Annotated in this window: 17 protein-coding genes; 7 read left to right on the plus strand and 10 right to left on the minus strand. The window is 71.4% G+C overall.

Translation table 11 applies throughout. The features are described from left to right. Positions 1-2: 2 nt before the first annotated feature. From AC07PU_RS35600 to argH, 5 genes are all read right to left on the minus strand, one after another. Complete coding sequence (locus tag AC07PU_RS35600) at positions 3-1,454, minus strand: efflux transporter outer membrane subunit (protein WP_495322840.1); 1,452 nt, start codon at positions 1,452-1,454, stop codon at positions 3-5. Further along, positions 1,454-4,627, minus strand: coding sequence for an efflux RND transporter permease subunit (locus AC07PU_RS35605; RefSeq protein WP_495322841.1), 3,174 nt, complete (start codon positions 4,625-4,627; stop codon positions 1,454-1,456). Before AC07PU_RS35605 ends, AC07PU_RS35600 begins: the two co-directional genes overlap by 1 nt. A gap of 9 nt (positions 4,628-4,636) precedes the next feature. After that, on the minus strand, positions 4,637-5,872 hold the full coding sequence (locus tag AC07PU_RS35610; protein WP_296780014.1) for an efflux RND transporter periplasmic adaptor subunit: 1,236 nt from the start codon (positions 5,870-5,872) through the stop codon (positions 4,637-4,639). A 239-nt stretch (positions 5,873-6,111) separates the two neighbouring features. Continuing rightward, entirely contained in the window at positions 6,112-7,605 is a 1,494-nt protein-coding gene (locus tag AC07PU_RS35615; RefSeq protein ID WP_495322842.1) for a rhomboid family intramembrane serine protease, read from the minus strand. Between the two features lie 42 nt (positions 7,606-7,647). Further along, positions 7,648-9,045, minus strand: a complete 1,398-nt coding sequence (argH, locus tag AC07PU_RS35620; protein ID WP_093348594.1) for an argininosuccinate lyase — start codon at positions 9,043-9,045, stop codon at positions 7,648-7,650. 50 nt (positions 9,046-9,095) lie between these two features. Between argH and AC07PU_RS35625 the strand changes: the two genes are divergently transcribed. Genes AC07PU_RS35625 through AC07PU_RS35635 form a run of 3 tightly spaced genes read left to right on the plus strand, consistent with a single transcriptional unit; the run spans position 9,096 to position 12,203 of the window. After that, complete coding sequence (locus AC07PU_RS35625; protein ID WP_495322888.1) at positions 9,096-10,160, plus strand: sensor histidine kinase; 1,065 nt, start codon at positions 9,096-9,098, stop codon at positions 10,158-10,160. Positions 10,161-10,188: 28 nt separating this feature from the next. Continuing rightward, on the plus strand, positions 10,189-10,929 hold the full coding sequence (locus AC07PU_RS35630; RefSeq protein WP_057592325.1) for a LytR/AlgR family response regulator transcription factor: 741 nt from the start codon (positions 10,189-10,191) through the stop codon (positions 10,927-10,929). Then, the gene (locus AC07PU_RS35635; protein WP_296792660.1) at positions 10,926-12,203 is read left to right on the plus strand and encodes an AI-2E family transporter; all 1,278 of its coding nucleotides are present in this window, start codon (positions 10,926-10,928) and stop codon (positions 12,201-12,203) included. Before AC07PU_RS35630 ends, AC07PU_RS35635 begins: the two co-directional genes overlap by 4 nt. A 4-nt stretch (positions 12,204-12,207) precedes the next feature. On the opposite strand, the gene AC07PU_RS35640 is transcribed toward AC07PU_RS35635, so the two are convergent. After that, on the minus strand, positions 12,208-12,699 hold the full coding sequence (locus AC07PU_RS35640; protein WP_093348600.1) for a winged helix-turn-helix transcriptional regulator: 492 nt from the start codon (positions 12,697-12,699) through the stop codon (positions 12,208-12,210). A gap of 210 nt (positions 12,700-12,909) precedes the next feature. Between AC07PU_RS35640 and AC07PU_RS35645 the strand changes: the two genes are divergently transcribed. Genes AC07PU_RS35645 through AC07PU_RS35655 form a run of 3 tightly spaced genes read left to right on the plus strand, consistent with a single transcriptional unit; the run spans position 12,910 to position 15,591 of the window. Next, positions 12,910-13,863: a nitrilase family protein gene (locus AC07PU_RS35645; RefSeq protein WP_495322843.1), complete on the plus strand. Its 954-nt coding sequence runs from the start codon at positions 12,910-12,912 to the stop codon at positions 13,861-13,863. Further along, on the plus strand, positions 13,860-15,197 hold the full coding sequence (locus tag AC07PU_RS35650; protein WP_495322844.1) for an amidase: 1,338 nt from the start codon (positions 13,860-13,862) through the stop codon (positions 15,195-15,197). The genes AC07PU_RS35645 and AC07PU_RS35650 overlap by 4 nt, the downstream gene beginning before the upstream one ends. 1 nt (position 15,198) lies before the next feature. After that, positions 15,199-15,591, plus strand: a complete 393-nt coding sequence (locus AC07PU_RS35655) for a tautomerase (RefSeq protein ID WP_296792649.1) — start codon at positions 15,199-15,201, stop codon at positions 15,589-15,591. Positions 15,592-15,597: 6 nt separating this feature from the next. Here the strand turns inward: AC07PU_RS35655 and AC07PU_RS35660 are convergent, their stop codons facing one another. Both AC07PU_RS35660 and AC07PU_RS35665 read right to left on the minus strand, forming a co-directional pair. Further along, entirely contained in the window at positions 15,598-16,842 is a 1,245-nt protein-coding gene (locus AC07PU_RS35660; protein WP_495322845.1) for an MFS transporter, read from the minus strand. Next, on the minus strand, positions 16,842-17,372 hold the full coding sequence (locus AC07PU_RS35665; protein WP_495322846.1) for a GNAT family N-acetyltransferase: 531 nt from the start codon (positions 17,370-17,372) through the stop codon (positions 16,842-16,844). Before AC07PU_RS35665 ends, AC07PU_RS35660 begins: the two co-directional genes overlap by 1 nt. A 48-nt stretch (positions 17,373-17,420) precedes the next feature. On the opposite strand from AC07PU_RS35665, the gene AC07PU_RS35670 reads away from it, so the two are divergent. Beyond that, positions 17,421-18,386, plus strand: coding sequence for a LysR family transcriptional regulator (locus AC07PU_RS35670; RefSeq protein WP_495322848.1), 966 nt, complete (start codon positions 17,421-17,423; stop codon positions 18,384-18,386). Between the two features lie 15 nt (positions 18,387-18,401). On the opposite strand, the gene AC07PU_RS35675 is transcribed toward AC07PU_RS35670, so the two are convergent. Beyond that, positions 18,402-19,625 carry an MFS transporter gene (locus AC07PU_RS35675; protein ID WP_495322849.1) on the minus strand — a complete coding sequence of 408 codons (1,224 nt, stop codon included), beginning with the start codon at positions 19,623-19,625 and terminating at the stop codon, positions 18,402-18,404. Positions 19,626-19,836: 211 nt separating this feature from the next. Beyond that, positions 19,837-20,241 carry a GFA family protein gene (locus AC07PU_RS35680; RefSeq protein ID WP_495322850.1) on the minus strand — a complete coding sequence of 135 codons (405 nt, stop codon included), beginning with the start codon at positions 20,239-20,241 and terminating at the stop codon, positions 19,837-19,839. Positions 20,242-20,245 lie beyond the last annotated feature (4 nt).

Below are 20,245 nucleotides of genomic sequence, written 5' to 3' on the forward strand. Positions count from 1 at the left end.
CCTCAGCTCTCCTTCCAGCCCCCGCCCAGCACCTTGTAGATCGTGAGCCGGTTGGTCTGCTCGGTCAGCTGCAGGCCGATCAGCGTCTGCTGCGCGGCGTAGTAGGCGCGCTGCGCGTCGAGCACGTCGAGGTAGCTGCTGGCGCCGCTGCGGAACAGCGACTGCGACAGCGAGAAGCTGCGCGAGGTGGCGTCGAGCAGCGAGCGCTGCGCGTCCAGCCGCTCGGCCAGCGTGCGGCGCTCGGCCAGCGCATCGGCCACTTCGCGGAACGCGGTCTGCACCGTCTTCTCGTAGCTCGCGAGCTGGATCTTCTGCTGCGCCTCGGCCACGCGCAGGTTGGCGCGGTTGGCGCCGCCGTCGAAGATCGGCACGCTGATCGAGGGCGCGAAGCTCCAGGCGCTGCTGCCGCTGGCGAACAGGCCCGACAGCGTGCTGCTGGCCGTGCCCGCCGAGGCGGTGAGCGCGATGCGCGGGAAGAAGGCGGCGCGCGCGGCGCCGATGTCGGCGTTGCTCGCGCGCAGCGCATGCTCGGCCGCGAGCACGTCGGGCCGCTGCTGCAGCACGCTCGAGGGCAGGCCGGCCGGCGGCACCAGCAGCCGCGCGGCGGGCGCGGGTTCGGCGGTGGCGGCGCTCGCCGTGGCGGTGCCCGGGTCGGTCGCGGCCGGCGTGGGCAGCAGCTCGGCCGGCGGCGTGGCGCCGACCAGCAGCGCGAGCGCATTGCGGTCCTGCTCGACCTGGCTGTCGAAGGCGGCCGCGTCGGCGCGCGCCGCATCGACCGTGCTCTGCGCCTGCGCGAGCGCGAGGCCCGACTGCGCGCCCAGGCCATGGCCGCGCTGGATCAGGTCGAAGGAGCGGCGCTGGCTCTCGAGCGTGTGGCGCGCGAGCTGCAGCCGCTGCTCGTCGGCCGCGAGCTGCAGCCAGGCGGTGGCGACCGAGGCCACCAGGCTGATCTGCGTGCCGCGCTGCGTGGCCTCGGTCTGGAAGAAGCTCTGCAGCGCCGCCTCGCTGAGATTGCGCACGCGGCCGAACAGGTCGATCTCGTAGCTCGTGAGGCCGAGGTCGGCGCTGTACTGCGTGGCGTAGCGCGGCTCGCCGCCGGTCAAGAGGCTGCCCGGCGTGCGCGAGCGGCTGCCGCCGGCGCCGGCGTCGATGGTGGGAAAGAGGCCGGCGCGCGCGATGCCGTACTGGGCGCGCGCGCGCTCGATGTTGAGCGCGGCCACGCGCAGGTCGCGGTTGTTGGCGAGCGCGAGCTCGATGGTGCCGCGCAGCTTCGGCTCGACGAAGAAGTCGCGCCAGCCCGCATCGAGCGGCGTGCCGGCTTCGACGTTGGCCGAGGGCAGGGTCTGCGGCACCGGCAGCGCGGGCGCTTGGTAGTCGGGCGCGAGGTTGACGCAGCCCGCGAGCACGGCGGCGGCGACGAGCGTCAGCGAACGCAAGGGGAGGGCGCGTTGCATCAGTGGCCTCCTTGCTCGGCGGTCTGCGCGGGTGCGAGGGGCTCGTCCTTCGGCGCCGCCTTGCGCCGCCCCGCGAGCCAGCCGCGGATCAGCGCGAAGAACAGCGGCACGAAGAAGATGCCGAGCGCGGTGCCGACCACCATGCCGCCGAGCACCGCGGTGCCGATCGACTGGCGGCCACCCGCGCCGGCGCCGGTGCCGATGGCCAGCGGCAGCACGCCGAAGCCGAAGGCCAGCGAGGTCATCAGAATCGGGCGCAGCCGCAGGCGCACCGCCTGCAGCGTGGCGTCGAGCACGCTCCTGCCCTGTTCCTGCAGCTGCTTGGCGAACTCCACGATCAGGATCGCGTTCTTCGACGACAGCCCCACGGTGGTCAGCAGGCCGACCTGGAAGTACACGTCGTTGCTCAGGCCGCGCAGGCTGGTGAACAGCAGCGCGCCCACGATGCCCAGCGGCACCACCAGGATCACCGAGAACGGCACCGACCAGCTCTCGTAGAGCGCGGCGAGGCACAGGAACACGAACAGGATCGAGATCGCGTAGAGCAGCGGCGCCTGCGCGCCCGACAGCCGTTCCTGGAACGAGGCGCCGGTCCATTCGTAGCCGATGCCCGGCGGCATCTGCTTCATCACCTCCTCGACCGCGGCCATCGCGTCGCCCGAGCTCACGCCCGGCGCGGCGTCGCCCACGAACTCGTAGCTCGGGCTGCCGTTGTAGCGCTGCAGCTGCGGCGAGCCGTAGCTCCAGCGCGAGCTCGAGAAGGCCGGGAACGAGACCATCTGGCCCAGGCTATTGCGCACGCTCCAGCGGTCGATGTCCGAGGGCAGCATGCGGAAGTCGGTGTCGCCCTGCATGTAGACGCGCTTCACGCGGCCCTTGTCGAGGAAGTCGTTGATGTAGGTGCCGCCCATGGCGCTCGACAGCGTGCTGTCGATGTCGGCGGTGGCCAGGCTCAGCGCGCCGGCGCGCGCGTCGTCGATGTCGACCGCGAACTCGGGCGTGTCGTCGAGGTTGTTGCTGCGCACGTTCATCACCTCGGGCCGGCGGCTCAGCAGGTCGATGGCCTGGTCGCGCGCCTTCACCAGCGCGTCGTGGCCCAGGCCATTGATGTCCTTCAGATGGAAGTTGAAGCCGGCGTTAGCGCCCAGGCCGCGCACGGCCGGCGGCAGCAGCACGAAGACGCGCGCGTCGCGCACCGTCGACAGGTCCTTGTTGGCGCGCCGCGCGAGTTCGGCGGCCGACTGGCCCTTGCCGGTGCGCTCGTCCCAGTCCTTGAGCTTGACGAAGGCGCGCGCCGAGCTCTGGTCGCCGTTCTGGCCGGTGAGGATGTTCACGCTCAGCACCTCGGGCTGCTTGGCGAAGTACTGCTGCACCTGCTCGGTCACGGGCTGCAGCCGCGCGTTCGAGGCGCCCGGCGGCAGGGTCACCTGCACCTGCAGGAAGGCCTGGTCCTCGTCGGGCAGGAAGGAGGTGGGCAGGCGCATGAAGAGCAGCGCCATCACGCCCGCGATCAGCAGGTAGACCACGATGCTGCGCTTGCCGCGCCGCACGATGCCGCCGACCACGCCCTCGTAGCGCGCGGCATTGCGGTCGAAGCCGCGGTTGAAGGCCGCGAAGAAGCGGTCGACCCGGCCCAGCAGGCCGGCGCGCGGTGCCGCATGGCCGCCCTTGGCCACCGGCTTGAGCAGCGTGGCGCACAGCGCGGGCGTGAGCGTGAGCGCCACGAACACCGACAGCGCCATCGCCGAGACGATGGTGATCGAGAACTGGCGGTAGATCACGCCGGTGGAGCCGCCGAAGAAGGCCATCGGCACGAACACCGCCGACAGCACCAGCGCGATGCCCACCAGCGCGGGCGTGATCTCGGCCATCGACTTGCGCGTGGCCTCCTTGGGCGAGAGCCCTTCCTCGTGCATCACGCGCTCGACGTTCTCGACCACCACGATGGCGTCGTCCACCAGCAGGCCGATCGCCAGCACCATGCCGAACATGGTGAGCGTGTTGATCGAGTAGCCGGCCATCGACAGCACGCCGAAGGTGCCCAGCAGCACCACCGGCACGGCGATCGCGGGGATCAGCGTGGCGCGGAAGTTCTGCAGGAACACATACATCACCAGCACCACCAGCAGCATGGCCTCGAGCAGCGCCTTCACCACCTCGTCGATCGAGGCGCTGACGAAGGGCGTGGTGTCGTAGCTCACGAAGGTCTGCAACTGGTTCGGAAACAGCGGCTTGAGCTCCTCGACCTTGGCATTCACCGCCTCGGCCACCTGCACCGCGTTGGCGCCGTCGGCCAGCACCACGCCGAGGCCGGCGCCGGGCCGGCCGTCGAGCTGCGAGCGCACCGTGAGGTTCTCGGCGCCCAGCTCGACGCGCGCCACGTCCTTCAGCCGCACCACCGCGCCGTCGGGCGTCACGCGCAGCACCACGTTCTCGAACTGCTCCGCGGTCTGCAGCTTGCTGCGCGCCGTGATGGTGGCGTTGAGCTGCTGCTGCGCGGCCGCCGGCAGCGCGCCGAGCTGGCCGGCCGACACCTGCGCGTTCTGCGCCGTGATGGCGGCGTTCACGTCCGAGGGCATCAGCGCGTACTTGCGCAGCTTGTCGGGGTCGAGCCACAGCCGCATGGCGTAGCCGGTGCCCAGGGTCTGGACCTCGCCCACGCCGTCGATGCGGCTGATCACGTCGACCAGGTTGCTGCTGATGTAGTCGCCCACGTCCACGGCCGAGGCGCTGCCGTCGGCCGAGAACATCGAGACGATCATCAGGAAGTCGTTGCCGCCCTTGGTGACGGTGACGCCGCGGCTCTGCACCTGCTGCGGCAGCCGCGACATGGCCTGCTGCAGCTTGTTCTGCACCTGCATCTGCGCCACGTCGATGCTGGTGCCGGGGTTGAAGGTCAGCGACAGCCGGGCCACGCCCGAGGAGTTGCTGGTCGACTGCATGTAGAGCAGGTTGTCCAGCCCCTTGAGCTGCTGCTCGATCACCTGCGTGACCGAGTCCTCGACCGTCTTGGCCGAGGCGCCGGTGTAGGTGGCGTTGATCGACACGCGCGGCGGCGCGATGTCGGGGTACTGCTCGAGCGGCAGCGTGCGGATCGCCATCAGGCCCGCGAGCATGACGACGATGGAGAGCACCCACGCGAAGATGGGTCGGTCGATGAAGAACTGCGCCATGGCCCGATCTCAGCGCGCCACGGGATCGGTGGCGGCATCGGCCGCGTCGGGCGCGACGGCGGCCACCGGGCCGGCCGCGGCGCGCGCGCCCAGGTCGACCACCTTGACCTTGTCGCCGACCTTCACGCGCTGCGAGCCCTCGGTCATCACGCGGTCGCCCGGGGCGAGGCCGTCGAGCACCTGCCAGCGCGTGCCGATCGCGCGGCCGACCTGGATCGGGCGCTTCGCGACCTTGTTCTCGGCATCGATCACCAGTGCCGAGGCGCTGCCGTCGGGCGCGCGCGTCACGGCCTGCTGCGGCACCAGCAGCGCGGCGGCGTTCACGCCCTCCTGCAGCACCGCGCGCACGTACATGCCGGGCATCAGCAGCCGGTCGGGGTTGGGCACCACCGCGCGCAGGGTCACGCTGCCGGTGCCGGCATCGACGGTGACGCCGCTGAAGGTCAGCCGACCGGGGTGCGGGTACTTGCTGCCGTCCTCGAGCACCAGCTGGATGCGCGCCTCGGCATCGCTGGCGCGCTGCAGCCGGCCGCTGGCGAGTTCGCGCTTCAGGCGCAGCAGCTCGCTGCTCGACTGGGTGACGTGCACGTGGATCGGGTCGAGCTGCTGCACCGTGGTCATCGCGGTGGCCTGGTTGGCCGTGACCAGCGCGCCCGGCGTGACGCTCGAGAGCTCGGCCCAGCCGCTGATCGGGGAGGTGATGCGGGTGTAGCCGAGCTGGATGCGCGCGGTCTGCTCGGCCGCGCGCGCCACGCCGAGGTCGGCCTCGGCCTGCTGCTCGGCGGCCTGCGTCTCGTCGAACACCTGGCGGCTGATGGCGTCGATCTTCACCAGCTCGGCATTGCGGCGCGCCACGGTGCGCGAGGTGGCGAGCGCCGACTCGGCCTTGCGCACGCTGGCCTGCGCGCTGGCATGGGCCGCCTGCAGCGAGGCCGGGTCGAGCTGGTAGAGCACCTGGCCGGCCTTGACCTGCGAGCCTTCGGTGAACAGCCGCTCCTTGAGGATGCCGCCGACCTGCGGCCGGATCTCGGCGATGACCGGTGCCGCGGTGCGGCCCGGCAGCTCGGTGCTCAGCGCCAGCGTCTCGTGCTTGAGCGTGACGGTGCCGACTTCCCGTTCCGGCGCGGCGGCCCCTGCCTTGGGCGTGGCGGCCTCGTTGCGCGAGCAGCCGGCGAGCGTGATGGCGGCGGCCAGCGCGAGGGCGGTCATGAGCAGCGGGAAGGGACGGCGTGTGTGAGCGGGCATGGGCAGGGGGAAGTGACGAGGGCCCCAAATGGAGCGAACGGGCGCTCCCGAGTTCAATGCAGGAGGAGACCCGGAGCGAGCTTTACAGAGAGAAAGCCCTGCAAGTGCGATGCCAACCATGACAAAGTCGTGTGACAGCCGCTTGGCTGGAATGCAAAGTTAAGTATCGCTAGCGTTTGCCGAGCAAGTCCTTGCGAACTGTGTGGGTCTCCGACCGGCGGCCGGAAACCGCGGAACGCTCAGGCGCGCTGCAGCGCGCGCGTGACCATGTCGTCGGGCGCGAGCCGCAGCAGGTGCGGCAAAAGGCCCACCGCCTTGTCGCGCTCGCCCGCATGCAGCAGCCCGTTGGCGCACACCGACAGCGTGTCGGCCAGCTCGGGATGGTCGGGCGCGGTCTTCAAGAGGATGGTGCAGAGCCGGCGCGCGTCCTCGAACTGGCGGATGCGCACGAAGCGGCGCGCCAGCCGTGCCAGGTCGTCGGGCTTGAGGCGCACGCCGGGCTTCGCCTGGTCGAGGTAGGTGGTGAAGCTCGCGTGCTGCAGCGCCAGCGTGTCAGGGTCGGTGGCACTCAGGCGGAAGATGCGCCGCGCCGCGGCATGGAAGTCGTCGCCGGCCGGTTGCAGCCGCGCGGTGTTGAACCAGGCGCGCAAGGTGTCGGCGTCGTTCGGGCGCAGCGCGGCGGCGGCGCGCCACTCGCTGCTGGCCGACTCGAACTTCATCGCCGCGCCCAGCCGCCGCGCGTTGGCGACGCGGCGCTGGAACTCGCCGTCGCCGCCGTCGTGGTCGCGCGCGCTCGCGCGCTCGGCCGCCAGCGTCTCGGGCGCCTTCACGCGCTTCAGCGTCGTGGCGCAGGCCATCAGCGCCGCGCCGCTCAACAGCCCGCCCAGGTGCGCCATGTAGGCGATGCCCTGGCCGCCCACCAGGTGCTGCAGCAGCTCGTTGGCGATCCAGGCCGGCAGCAGCAGCAGGGCCGGCGCCGTGACGTAGTTGAAGTAGAAGAACAGCTGGTAGAAGAAGCGGATGCGCCGCAGCCGGTACATCACGGCATACATGCCCATCAGCGCCGACACCGCGCCCGAGGCGCCGAGCCCGTAGCTGCCCTTGCCCGCATAGGCCCAGTCGGCCAGCGCCGAGGCACCGACGGCGCCGAGGAGGTAGAAGCTCAGGAAGGTGGTGCGCCCGAGCGCCAGTTCGACCGAGAAGCCGAACAGGAACAGGAACAGCATGTTGCCCAGCAGGTGGCCGGTGCTGCCGTGCAGGAAGGCGGCAGTGATCCAGGTCCAGGGCTTGAACTCGGCGTCCTTCGCATAGTCCTGCGCCCAGCGCTCGGTGAAGGGCGCGGGCCACTGGGCATCGAACTGCTGGCGCTCGCGCTTCCACTCGTCGAAGCGCGGATGCGCGGGCGTGATCACCTCGTCGGCGCGCAGCTGGCGCAGGAAGACGCGCTCGTGCTGCAGGCCCTCGAGCAGCTCGTCGGTGCGCTTGAGCTTGAGCAGCTGCCGCGCGGCCTCGGCACGCGGCGACTGCGTGCGCTCGAGCCAGTCGACGAAGGCCGGTAGCTCGAGCGCCGGCAACGCGCTCTTCGCGTAGTAGCGCGCGGCGCGTTCCTGCGCGTTCTCCTCGCTGCGCTGCGGGCCCCAGAACACCAGCATGTTCACGAGGATCAGCAGCACCGTCATCCACGGCGGGTTGCGCCAGCTCGGGCGGTTCTCGAGCGGGATGGCGTAGAACATGGCGGGCCCTGCGGGTCGCTGCGCTGCCGAGGGCCGGCGCGATCAGCCGAGGCGGGCGCGGTGGCGCGCGATCTGCGCCTTGACCTGCGCGGGCGCCGTGCCGCCGAGGATGTTGCGTGCGTTGAGCGAGCCGCGCAGGCTCAGCACGTCGTACACGTCCTTCTCGATCTTCGGGTTGAACTGCTGCAGCACCGCCAGCGGCAGTTCGGCCAGATCGACCTTGTGCGAGGTCGCGGCCTTGACCGCGTGGGCCACGATCTCGTGCGCGTCGCGGAACGGCAGGCCCTTCTTCACCAGGTAGTCGGCCAGGTCGGTGGCGGTGGCGTAGCCGCGCAGCGCGGCCAGTTCCATCGCCTCGGGCTTGACCGTGATGCCGCCGATCATCTCGGCGAAGATGCGCAGCGTGTCCTTGAGCGTGTCGACGGTGTCGAACAGCGGCTCCTTGTCTTCCTGGTTGTCCTTGTTGTAGGCCAGCGGCTGGCCCTTCATCAGCGTGATCAGCGCCATCAGGTGGCCGACCACGCGGCCGGTCTTGCCGCGCGCCAGTTCGGGCACGTCGGGGTTCTTCTTCTGCGGCATGATCGACGAACCCGTGGTGAAGCGGTCGGCGATCTGGATGAAGGCGAAGTTCTGGCTCATCCAGAGGATCAGCTCCTCGCTCATGCGGCTGATGTGCACCATGCACAGGCTGGCGGCGGCGCTGAACTCGATCGCGAAGTCGCGGTCGCTCACGGCATCCAGGCTGTTCTGGCACACGCCTTCCATGTTCAGCGTCCTGGCGACCAGCTCGCGGTCGAGCGGGTAGCTGGTGCCGGCCAGCGCGGCGGCGCCCAGCGGCAGGCGGTTGACGCGGCGGCGCACGTCGGCCAGGCGCTCGGCGTCGCGGCTGAACATCTCGACGTAGGCCAGCATGTGGTGGCCGAAGCTCACGGGCTGCGCCACCTGCAGGTGGGTGAAGCCCGGCAGGATCACCTCGACGTTCTTCTCGGCGATGTCGACCAGCGACTTCTGCAGGGTGACCAGCAGCTCGGCGATCAGGTCGATCTCGCCGCGCAGCCACAGGCGCACGTCGGTCGCGACCTGGTCGTTGCGGCTGCGGCCGGTGTGCAGCCGCTTGCCGGCGTCGCCCACGAGCTGGGTCAGGCGGGCCTCGATGTTCAGGTGCACGTCTTCCAGGTCGAGCTTCCACTCGAAGGCGCCGGATTCGATCTCGGCGCGGATCTGCGCCATCCCACGCTCGATCTCGGCGTGGTCCTGCATGGTGATGATCCCCTGCGCGGCCAGCATGCCGGCATGGGCGAGCGAGCCTTCGATGTCGGCCTGCCACAGGCGCTTGTCGAAGAAGACGCTGGCGGTGTAGCGCTTCACGAGGTCGCTCATGGGTTCCGAGAACAGGGCGGACCAGGCTTCGGATTTCTTGTCGAGTTGGTTTTGGGTCATGGGAGCCGTTCGGGAGGCAATAATGGGCTGGTTACCCAATGTATCTGCGAATGCGCAAGCCGGCGATTTTATCGGCCACCCCACCCGCCGCGTCCTCCGACCGCGCCCGCCCGCCCGCGCGCGCGCAGGCCGTGCTGTTCGACGCCTGCCAGATCGGCGTGGTGCTGCGCACCGTGGTCTTCGTCGAGGCGGTGGTGGGCGTGGCCGCGATGTTCGTCTCGGGCTCGCCCGGCGAGTGGCTGGTGCAGGCCGCCACCGTCACGGGCGGCGCCTTGCCGGCCACCCTGCTGTGGCTGGTCGCGGCCTGCGGACTCAAGAAGCCGCTGCGGCGGCTGCCGGTGCCGTGGCAGTACGCGGTGGGCGCGGCGCTGGGCGCCATCTCGGCGCTCTACGGCTGCGGGCTGCTGCGGCTCACGGGCGTGCTGGTCAGCGCGCCCTGGTTCGCGAGTGCGCTGGCCGGTGCCTTCTTCGCGGGCATGGTGATGGCGGCGATGGTGCTGCGCGCACGCGGCCAGACGCCGGCCGCCACCACCGCGCGGCTCGAGGAGCTGCAGTCGCGGATCCGGCCGCACTTCCTGTTCAACACGCTCAACAGCGCCATCGCGCTGGTGCGCGAGGAGCCCGCCAAGGCCGAGACCATGCTGGAGGACCTGAGCGAGCTGTTCCGCCAGGCGCTGGCCGATCCCGGCGAATCGGGCACCCTGGCCGACGAGATCGCGCTGGCCGAGCGCTACCTCGCGATCGAGCAGGTGCGCTTCGGCGAGCGGCTGCGCATCCGCTGGGACCTCGATGCCGCGGCCAGCGACGCGCGGCTGCCGCCGCTCTTGCTGCAGCCCTTGGTCGAGAATGCGATCAAGCACGGCGTGGAACCGAGCCCGGACGGTGCCAAGCTGCGCATCCGCACCGAGCGGCGCGGCTCGATGGTGGTGATCGAGGTGGTCAACAGCCTGCCGCCGCTGCGCTGGGCCGACGAACCGCTGCCGCGCGGCCACGGCATCGCGCTGGCGAACGTGAGGGACCGGCTGCGGCTGCTGCACGACATGCGCATGCAGTTCAGCGCCGGCATGGATCAGAAGAGCTACCGGGTGCGCATCGCGATACCCGCCGAATCATGAACGCATGCCATTGCGTGGGGGGACATGAATGAGCCTGAGGACATTGATCGTCGACGATGAAGCGCTGGCCCGCTCGCGGCTGCGCACCCTGCTGCGCGACTGCAGCGCGCCCGCGGCCGAGGTGGTGGCCGAGGCCGCGCAGGGCGCCGAGGCGCAGGCGCAGCTGGCCTCGATGAAGCTCGACGTGGTGCTGCTCGACGTGCACATGCCCGGCATCGACGGCATCGAGGTGGCGCGCGCGCTGCGCGAGCGCGCCGACGCGCCGGCCGTGGTGTTCGTGACCGCCCATGCGGCGCATGCCGTCACCGCCTTCGAGCTCGACGCGGTCGACTACCTCACCAAGCCCGTGCGCGCCGAGCGGCTGCAGCAGGCGCTGCAGAAGGCCGAGCGCTATCTCAAGGAGCGTGCCAGCGACAAGGTGGCGCAGGAGAGCGTGCTGATCCAGGACCGCGGCCGCGCCGAGCGCGTGCCGCTGGCGGAGATCGTCTACCTGAAGTCCGAGTACAAGTACCTCACGGTGCGCACGGCCGCGCGCAGCCACATCCTCGACGGCTCGCTCAACGATTTCGAGGAGCGCTATCCCCAGCGCTTCCTGCGCGTGCACCGCAATGCGCTGGTGGCGCGCAGCGCGATCCGCGCGCTCGAGCGCTACGACGATGGCGAGGACGCCGAAGGCTGGGCGCTGCGCCTGTCGACCGTGCCCGAGCTGGTCGCGGTATCGCGCCGGCAGCTGGCGGCGGTGCGCGAGGTCATCAAGGACGCACGATGAACGACAAGGCGCGCGAGGACGACGCACCGCGGCCGCCGCCCGCGCAGGAGGAGGTGCCCGCGCCCGAGCTGGCGCCGGCGCCCGAGGAACCGGTGACGGCCGCCGCCGTTCCCGCGCCCGCGCTGCGCCCCGAGCCGCCGCCCGCGCCGAAGTCCGAGGCCGACGCCGAGCGCGACCTGCCGGTGCTGCGCGTGCCGGTCGACGTGCGCAGCTTCTCGCTGGTGGTGCTCGCGGTGCTGGCCAGCGTGTTCGCGCTGCAGTGGGCGCAGTCGGTGTTCATCCCGCTGATGCTGAGCCTGCTGCTGAGCTATGCGCTGTCGCCGCTGGTCGACCGGCTCGAGCGCTGGTGGCTGCCGCGCTGGATCGGTGCCGCCGTCATCCTGCTCGGCCTGTGCGGCGCCATCGGCTGGACCGGCTATTCGCTCTCGGGCAGCGCCTCGTCCCTGCTCGATTCGCTGCCGGCCGCGGCGCAGAAGCTGCGCCAGGCCACGCGCACCGACAAGAGCACCGGCGGCACGCTCGACAGCGTGCAGCAGGCGGCCTCGCAGCTCGAGCGCGCAGCCGAGGAGAACTCGCGCGCGCTGGCCCGCCGCGGCGTCGCGCGCGTGGTGATCGAGCGGCCGCCGTTCAACGTGCGCGACTACCTCTGGACCGGCACCGTCGGCCTGCTCGGCGCGGCCGGGCAGCTCACGCTGGTGGCCTTCCTCACCTACTTCGCGCTCTGTTCGGGCTCCACCTTCCGGCGCAAGCTGATCAAGATCTCGGGCTCCAGCCTCGAGAAGAAGAAGATCACCGTGCACGTGCTCGACGACATCACGCGCAACATCGAGCGCTACCTGCTGGTGCAGATCTTCACCAGCGTGCTCGTGGGCGTCGCCACCGGCCTGGCCTTCTGGGCCCTCGGGCTGCAGAACGCGGCCGTCTGGGGCATCGTGGCCGGGGTCACCAACCTCATCCCCTACATCGGCTCGGTGATCGTGCTCTCGGCCGCGGGCCTGGTGGCCTTCCTGCAGTTCAATACCCTCGAGATGGGCATCCTGGTGGCCGGCACCTCGCTGCTGATCCACACCCTGGTCGGCAACCTGCTGATGCCCTGGCTCACCAGCCGCACCAGCCGCATGAACCCGGTCGCGGTGTTCGTCGGCGTGATCTTCTGGGGTTGGCTCTGGGGCGTCTGGGGACTGCTGCTGGGCATCCCGATCACCATGGTGATCAAGGCCATCTGCGACCGGGTCGAGGACCTGCAGCCGATCGGCGAATTGCTGGGCGAGTAGCGGCTCAGCCCGCCGACTTGAAGGCCGGCCGGCCGCTCGGCGCCGGCTTCTCGGGCAGCTTCTTCACGAAGGTCGCCGCCGGCGCCAGCGGCTTGCCGTCGTGCGTGCGCAGATCGATGCGCTTCACCGGTTTGCCGCTCTCGCGCTCGACCAGCACCGAGTGCGGCTCGCCCTTGGCATAGAGGTGCTGCTCGCCCCAGTGGCGCAGCCCCACCACCACCGGGAAAAGCCCCTCGCCCCTGGGCGTCAGCAGGTACTCCTGGTAGAGCGAGCCGTCGGAGGCCGGCGCCTGGCTCAGCACGCCCTCGTTCACCAGGTTCTTCAGGCGGTCCGCGAGGATGTTCTTCGCCACGCCCAGGCTCTGCTGGAACTCGCCGAAGCGCTTCATGCCGTCGAAGGCGTCGCGCACGATCAGCAGCGACCAGCGGTCGCCCAGGATGTCGAGCGTGCGCGCCATGGGACAGGCGTCTTCCTTGAGGCTTTTGCGGCGGGCCATGGCGATGCGTTGCGGGTGGATGTGGTTGCAGGATTAAACCATTTCGGCGCTGCCTGCATGCGCGCTGTCGCAAGACCTTGCGGCGCGGCGGGGCTGTCCGGCCCATCAGGTTGCAAATAAAAACCGATCTGCTTAGGATCAATCAGGTTTCAAATAAAAACCAGATAGCCGATTCGATCCCTCCCTTTGCCAGCGCGCAGAAAGCCATCCATGACCACTTCATCCGATACGCAACCGTCCCCCGCCGCCGACATCGTCCGCGGCGCCGATGCCATTCCCGGCCTGCGCGCCAGCCCCGTGCGCGTGGCCGTGGTCCAGTTCGACCCGCAGGTCGGCGTGGAGAACCTCGCGCGCAACAGCGCGGCGATCTACCAGCGGCTCGATGCCGCGGTCGCCAACGGTGCGCAACTCGTGGTGCTGCCCGAGCTCGCGACCACCGGCTACTGCTTCAGCGGCCGCGCCGAGGCCTATGCCCATGCCGAGCCCGTGCCCGGCGGGGCCGCGGTGCAGGGCTGGGTGTCGTATGCGGCCAAGCACTGCATCTACATCGTCGGTTGCCTGGTCGAGCAGGACGGGTTGCAGCTGTTCGACACCGCGGTGCTGGTCGGGCCCGAGGGCTACATCGGCCGCTACCGCAAGACCCACCTGTGGAACAACGAGAAGCTGTGGTTCACGCCCGGCGACGAGGGCTATCCGGTGTTCGAGACGAAGATCGGCCGCATCGGCCTGCTGGTGTGCTGGGACATCTGGTTCCCCGAGGTGCCGCGCATCCTCGCGCAGCTGGGCGCCGACATCGTCTGCGCGCCCACCAACTGGGTCTGGACGCCGCCGCCGCTGTACGACGCCAGCGGCACCTGCATGGCGGCCTACCTCACGATGACGGCGGCCCATGCCAACGGCATCTTCATCGCGACGGCCGACCGCATCGGCACCGAGCGCGGCGCGGGTTTCATGGGCAACTCGCTGATCGCGGGCACCAACGGCTGGCCGATCGGCCGCATCGCGGGCCCCGACGAGGACACCATCCTCTACGCCGACGTCGACATCGGCGCGGCGCGCTCGGCACCGATCTGGACGCCGCTCAACGACCTGCACCGCGACCGCCGCACCGACCTCTACGACCCGCTGCTCGGCTACGTCGGTGCGCGGGCGCTGCCGCGATGAGCGAGACCTTCGGCTTTTTCGCGCGGCAGACGATCGCCGCGCTCGCGAACGACCTGCGCGCGGGCCGCCGCACCTCGGCGCAGTTGATCGAGGCCTCGCTGGCCGCGATCGAGTCTCGGAACCCGCGGCTCAATGCCTTCGTGCGCGTGGATGCGCAGGGCGCGCGCGCCGCCGCGCTGCGTGCCGACGACGAGCTGCGGCAAGGCATCGACCGCGGCCCGCTGCACGGCATGCCGGTGGCGATCAAGGACCTGATCGACATCGCGGGCCAGCCCACCACGCAGGGCTCGGCGCTGTACCTCGAGCACGTGGCGCGCGACGACGCGGCCTGCGTGCGGCAGTTGCGCGCGGCCGGCGCGGTGCCGGTCGGCAAGACCACGCTGCACGAGTTCGCCTACGGCGCCACCGGCGACCGCTCGGTGCAGGGCGCGGCGCGCAATCCGCATGCGCCCGCGCGCATGTCGGGCGGCAGCAGCGGCGGCAGCGCGGTCGCGGTGGCCGCGGGCATGGTGCCGCTGGCGCTCGGCACCGACACCGCGGGGTCGGTGCGCGTGCCGGCGGCGCTGTGCGGCGTGGCGGGCTTCAAGCCGGCCTGGGGCGCGATCTCGTGCGAGGGCGTGCGGCCGCTGGCCGCGTCGCTCGACCACGTGGGGCTGTTCGCGCGCAACGCCGAGGACGTGGCGCTGGCCTATGGCTGCCTGGCGCCACTCGATGCGGCCGTGGCGCCCGCGGCGCGCATCGGCTGGATCGTTCCTTCGCTGCTCGCGCGCACCGACCCGCGCATCGCGCGCGCCGTGCGCGAACGCCTCGGTGCCGCCGGCCTGCCGGTCGACGAGGTGGACCTGCCCGCGCAACTGCCGCAGGCGCACGAACTGTTCGAGATCTTCTCCACGCTGCAGGCCAGCGAGGCCTTCGCGGTGCATGCGGAGGACGTGGCGCGCGGCGACGAGGCCATCGATGCCGAGGTGCTGCAGCGCCTGCGCCGCGGCGAGGCGATCCCGGCCTGGCGCTATGTGCGCGCGCTCGCGCAGCGCGAGGCCGTGGCGCGCGCCGTGGCCGACCTGCTGCGGCGGCACGAGGTGCTGGCGCTGCCGACCGTGCCGATGCTCGCACCCACCATCGGCGAAAGAATGCCCCGCATCGATGGCGCGGCCGTCGAGGTGCGCGCCGCGCTGCTGTCGCTCACGAGCCCGTGGAACCTGGTCGGGCTGCCCGCGGTCAGCGTGCCCGTGGGCCGCATCGACGGCCTGCCGATCGCGCTGCAACTGGTGGCCGCGGCCGGCAGGGAGGCCGCGCTGTTCCGCCTCGCCGCCACCCTCGAAGGAGGCGCCTGACATGCCCTATCTGCAACTCGACGTGAATGGCCGCCATGCGGCCACCGACAAGCGGCGCCTTGCCCAGCGCCTCTGCGAAACCTATGCCGCGATGATGAGCGTGGACATCCGGCGCATCAGCGTCGCGGTGCGCGAGGCGGGCGAGGGCGGCGTGTGGCGCATGGTCGATGGCGAGCCGGTGGAAGTGTCGGTGCTGATGTGCGACATCCGGCGCGGCCGCTCGGCCGAATTGCGGCTCGCGGTCGCGAAGGCGCTGTGCCGCGACTGCGCGGAGATCCTCGGGCTGCGCGAGGACCGGCTCAACGTCGAGTTCACCCAGCATGCGGGCGACGAGATGTACCACCCGACATTGGGTGGCTACAGCCCCGAGTGGGCGCAGGGCGAGGGCGGCTGAGGACGCTCAGCGCGGTGGCCTGGCCAGCCGCGCGAAGCGCGCGATCATCAGCGGCCCGAGCAGCGCGCCGAGCCCGACCGTGGTCCACGCCGCCACCCAGCCGTGGGTGCTGCCCGCGCCGAAGCGCGCCTGGCCCCAGTCGAGCGCGAGGCCGAACACCCAGGGGCTGATCGCGCCCGCGCCGAAGCCCATCACCGAGCGCACCGAATAGGCCACGCCCAGGCGATGCGGTGCCACCACGTCGGCCAGCGCGGTCGAGTAGACCGAGGAATCGGCGATGGCGAACAGGTTGTAGAGCGCGGCCGCCGCCGCCAGCAGCCACAGCGGCCAGCTCCACATCCAGCCGAAGGCGAAGGACATGCACAGGCTCGCGAGGGTGGCGACCATCATCACGCGCGCGCGGCCCCAGCGGTCGGAGGCGGCACCGCCCGCGATGCTGCCGAACACGCTGACCAGGTGCGCCAGCGCCGCGAGCGCGATGCCCGCGCCCTTCCACGCCGCGGGCACATCGCCCGACGCGGCCACGAGGTAGGCGGGCAGCCAGGCCCACAGCGCCATCAGCTCCCAGCAATGGAAGGCATAGGCCCAGTTGCCGGCCATCGCGGGCTTGTCGCGCACCGTCTCGGCCAGCGCGCGCAGCGTGCTCTCGCGCGTGGCCTGTGGCGGTGCCGTGGGCAGTTGCATGCGGCGCAGTGCCGGCACGGTGAGCAGCGCGCCCATCGCGGTGCACAGCGCGGCCGCGATCAGGCCGTGGCGCCAGTGCGCGAGGCTCGCGAGCGCGGCCACCACCGCGAGCGAGAGCGCATAGCCGAGCGACGAGGCGCCGAGGAACAGCCCCATCGCGCGGCCGCGCACGGCGGGTTCGGCATTGCGCGCGAGCAGCTGCAGCCCCGGCGTGTACGAGGCACCGGCGCACAGCCCCGCGAGCCCGTACAGCAGCAGCGCCGAGCGATGGCCGCTCGCGAACAGCGCGAAGCCCAGCGCCGCGATCGCGCTGACCGCGCTGCCGAGCAGGAACACGCGGTGCGCGCCGAAGCGGTCCGCGAGCAGGCCCACGGCGAACAGCGAACTCATGTAGCCCACGTGCCAGGCGCTCTGGGTCGAGCCGGCCTGCGCGGCGCTCATCTGCCAGTCGACCATGGTGAAGGGCAGCACGCCGGCATAGGCCGTGACGATCATGGCCTGCAGCAGCCGGCTCGCGCAGAGCATCGCGAGCCAGCCCGGCGCAGGCAGGGTGGCCGGCGCCGCCATCAGGCCAGTGCGCGCTGCATCAGCACAGTGTCGACCCAGCGGCCGAACTTGAAGCCCACGTCGCGCAGCACGCCGACCCGTTCGAAACCCAGGCTCTCATGCAGCCGCGTCGAGCCCGCGTTGCCGCTGTGGCCGACCACAGCGACCATCTGGCGCAGGCCCCGCGCGGCGCAGCGCTCGATCAGTGCCGCGAGCAGCGCCTTGCCGATGCCGCGGCCGTGTTCGCCCTGCGCGACGTAGATCGAGTCCTCGACCGTGTGGCGGTAGGCGGAGCGCGCGCGATAGGCGCCGGCATAGGCATAGCCGACCACGCGGCCCTCGCGCAGCGCGACCAGGTAGGGCAGGCCCAGGCGCAGCACCTCGAGGCGGCGCGACAGCATCTGCGCCACGGTCGGCACCTGCTCCTCGAAGGAGCAGAGGTCGTGCAGCACGTAGTGGCTGTAGATGGCCTGGATCTGGTCCAGGTGATGGGGCTCGGCGTCGGCGATCTCGAACGCGGCGGAAGAGGGAGAAAGGTCGGAGGAAGGCATGGCGCGATCTTGACGCGCGGCTTTCGATAAATGAAGCTTCGATCACCTATGCAAGCCATGAGAAAAACTTTGGAAAAGCCTGTGCAGCGCTCGCTCAACCTCGACCAGCTGCGCGCCTTCGGCCTGGTGGTCGAGACCGGCAGCTTCTCGGCCGCGGCCGAACGCCTGGGCCTGAGCCAGCCCGCGGTGAGCCTGCAGGTGCGCCAGCTCGAGCGCCGCCTCGCGGTGCGGCTGGTGGAGCGTGTGGGCCGGCACGCGCGGGCCACGGCGGCCGGCAGCGAGCTGCTGCGGCATGCGCAGCACATCGATGCGGCGGTCGAGAACGCGATCGAGGCGCTGGCCGACCATGCGAGCGCGGTCGCGGGCCGCGTGCGGCTGGGCACCGGCGCCACCGCCTGCCTGCACCTGCTGCCGCCGCTGCTGCGCGCGCTGCGCGAGCAGTACCCCGCGCTCAGCGTGGTGGTGAGCACCGGCAACACCGACGACTGCGTGCGCAAGGTGGAGGAGAACAGCATCGATCTCGCGCTCGTCACCTTGCCGGCCACGGGGCGTTCGCTCGAGGTGACGCCGGTGCTCGACGACGAGTTCGTGGCCATCGGCCGCGCCGACCTCGCGCCGCTGAAGGCGCGCGTGGGACCGGCCGACCTGGCGCCGCTGCCGCTGGTGCTGTTCGAACCCGCGGCCAACACGCGCCGGCTGGTCGACCGCTGGTTCGCGGCCGAAGGGCTGCAGCCGCAGCCGGTGATGGAGCTCGGCAGCGTCGAGGCGATGAAGGAGATGGTGGCCGCGGGGCTGGGCTACGCCATCGTGCCGGGCATGGCGATGCGTGGCCGTGGCGCCCATCCCGAGCTGAAGATCAGCCGGCTGGTGCCGCCCATGTCGCGCACTTTGGCGATCGTGCTGCGGCGCGACAAGCCGGTGGGCAAGGGCCTGCGCGTGGTGCTCGATGCGATCGCGCGGGCCGGGGCCGAAAGCAAAAGGCCGGGCGCGCCACGCGGGCGTCCCGGCCGTTGAAGCAGAAGCTGCCGCTCAGGCCGCCACGGCGGCGCCGCGCGCACGGCCCAGCGTGACCACGATCAGCGCCGCGATCAGCACCAGTCCGCCGCTCATCACCATGGTGCTCGAGATGCCCCAGCCGTCGACCACGCGGCCGCCGAGCAGCGCGCCCGAGGCGATCGCCACCTGGAAGCCGCTGACCAGCAGCGCCTGGCCGGCCTCGGGCGCATCGGGCACGGCCTCGAGCATCCAGCCCGTGAGCGCCACCGGGATCAGGCCGAAGGCCACGCCCCAGATCACGACCACCACCGCGCCGGCCACCATGCCGGTGCCGAGCAGCGTCGACAGGATCAGCGCCGTGGCCAGCAGCAGCGCGGCCAGCAGGGTGGTGCCGCGCACGCTGCGCGCCACCATGCTGCCGCCGAGGAAGGTGCCGAAGAAGCCTACGGCGCCGTAGACCAGCAGCAGCGTGGTCACGCCGTTGGGGTCGAGGCCGAAGACCTGCTGCAGCAGCGGCTTGAGGTAGGTGTAGGCGGCGAAGTGGCCGGCGATGAAGAACAGCACCGCGAGCAGGCCGACCTGCGCCATGCGCCGCGTCAGCGGGATCAGCAGGTCGCGCGCGCCGATGGCGCGTGCCGAGGGCAGCGGTGGCAGCAGCCACAGCTGCACCAGCAGCACGGCCCCGGCCAGCGCGCCGGTGGCGGCGAAGGAGGCGCGCCAGCCGAAGGTGGTGCCGAGGAAGGCACCGGCCGGCACGCCGAGCACGGTGGCGGCCGACACGCCGGCCAGCACCAGCGACATCGCGCGCGCCTGCTGGGCCGGCGGCACCAGTTGCGTGGCGGCCGGCGGCGCGAAGGTCCAGAAGCCGCCCACGCACAGGCCGAGGATCAGCCGCGCGATCAGCATGGTGGCGAAGTTGGGCGCGAAGGCCGCGAGCAGGTTCGAGGCGATCAGCGCCACGGTGAGCCCGATCAGCAGGGTGCGGCGGTCGAGCCGGCCCGAGGCCACGATCAGGCCCGGTCCCGCGAAGGCCGCGAGGATGCCGGGCATGGTGATCATCAGGCCCGCGGTGCCGTTCGAGACGTTGAGCGTGCTGGCGATGTCGGTGAGCAGGCCGATCGGCATGAACTCGGTCGAGACCATGGCGAAGGAACCGACCGAGAGCGAGCCGACCGCGAGCCAGGTCGAGCGCGAGGTCTTCGCGGAATCGGGCGGCAGCGCGTCGATGCAGGGGGCGCCGCTGGGAGCGTTCATCATGGGAAGGAAGTCCGGTGGGCATCGGCCGGCACGGCGGTCGATGCTTGTTGCAAAGGGCTTCGCAGTGTGGTCGCCGGGGCGCCCGCGACAAAGGGGGCGCGCGGCAGTTGTCAGTTTCCCCAGGGCGAACAATCGAGGGGTTTGCGTGCTTTCGGCCGCACGCAGGTGCCCGGGAGCGGCGCCCTGCCGTCCATCGACGGCAAGGGCGCGCTCAGGGCTTGGGCGGCGCGGCCTCGGCGAACGAGGGGAGGTCCTCGCCGCAGGCCATCCATGGCACGTCGTGCGAGCGCCAGATGTGCTGGCTGGGCCGCACGCCGGGATCGTCGTCGAGCGAGCCCACGCGCAGGATCACCTGCGGCTGGGCCACCCACTCGGCCACGAGGTGGCTGCCGCAGCGGCGGCAGAAGTGGCGCAGCTTGCCGGGCGTCGACTCGAAGGCCGCGAGCGCGTCGTCCTGGCCGCGCAGCCAGCGGAAGTCGGCGCGGTCCACGCGGGCCGTGCTCGCGAAGGCGGCCGAATGCGCCTTGCGGCAGGTCCGGCAGTGGCAGTGGCCGATCGGGCCCGCGAGCTTCGCGGCCTCGTAGGCCACGGCGCCGCAGAGACAGGAGCCTTGCATGCGC

This window comes from Variovorax sp. GW821-FHT10D07 (assembly GCF_059415325.1).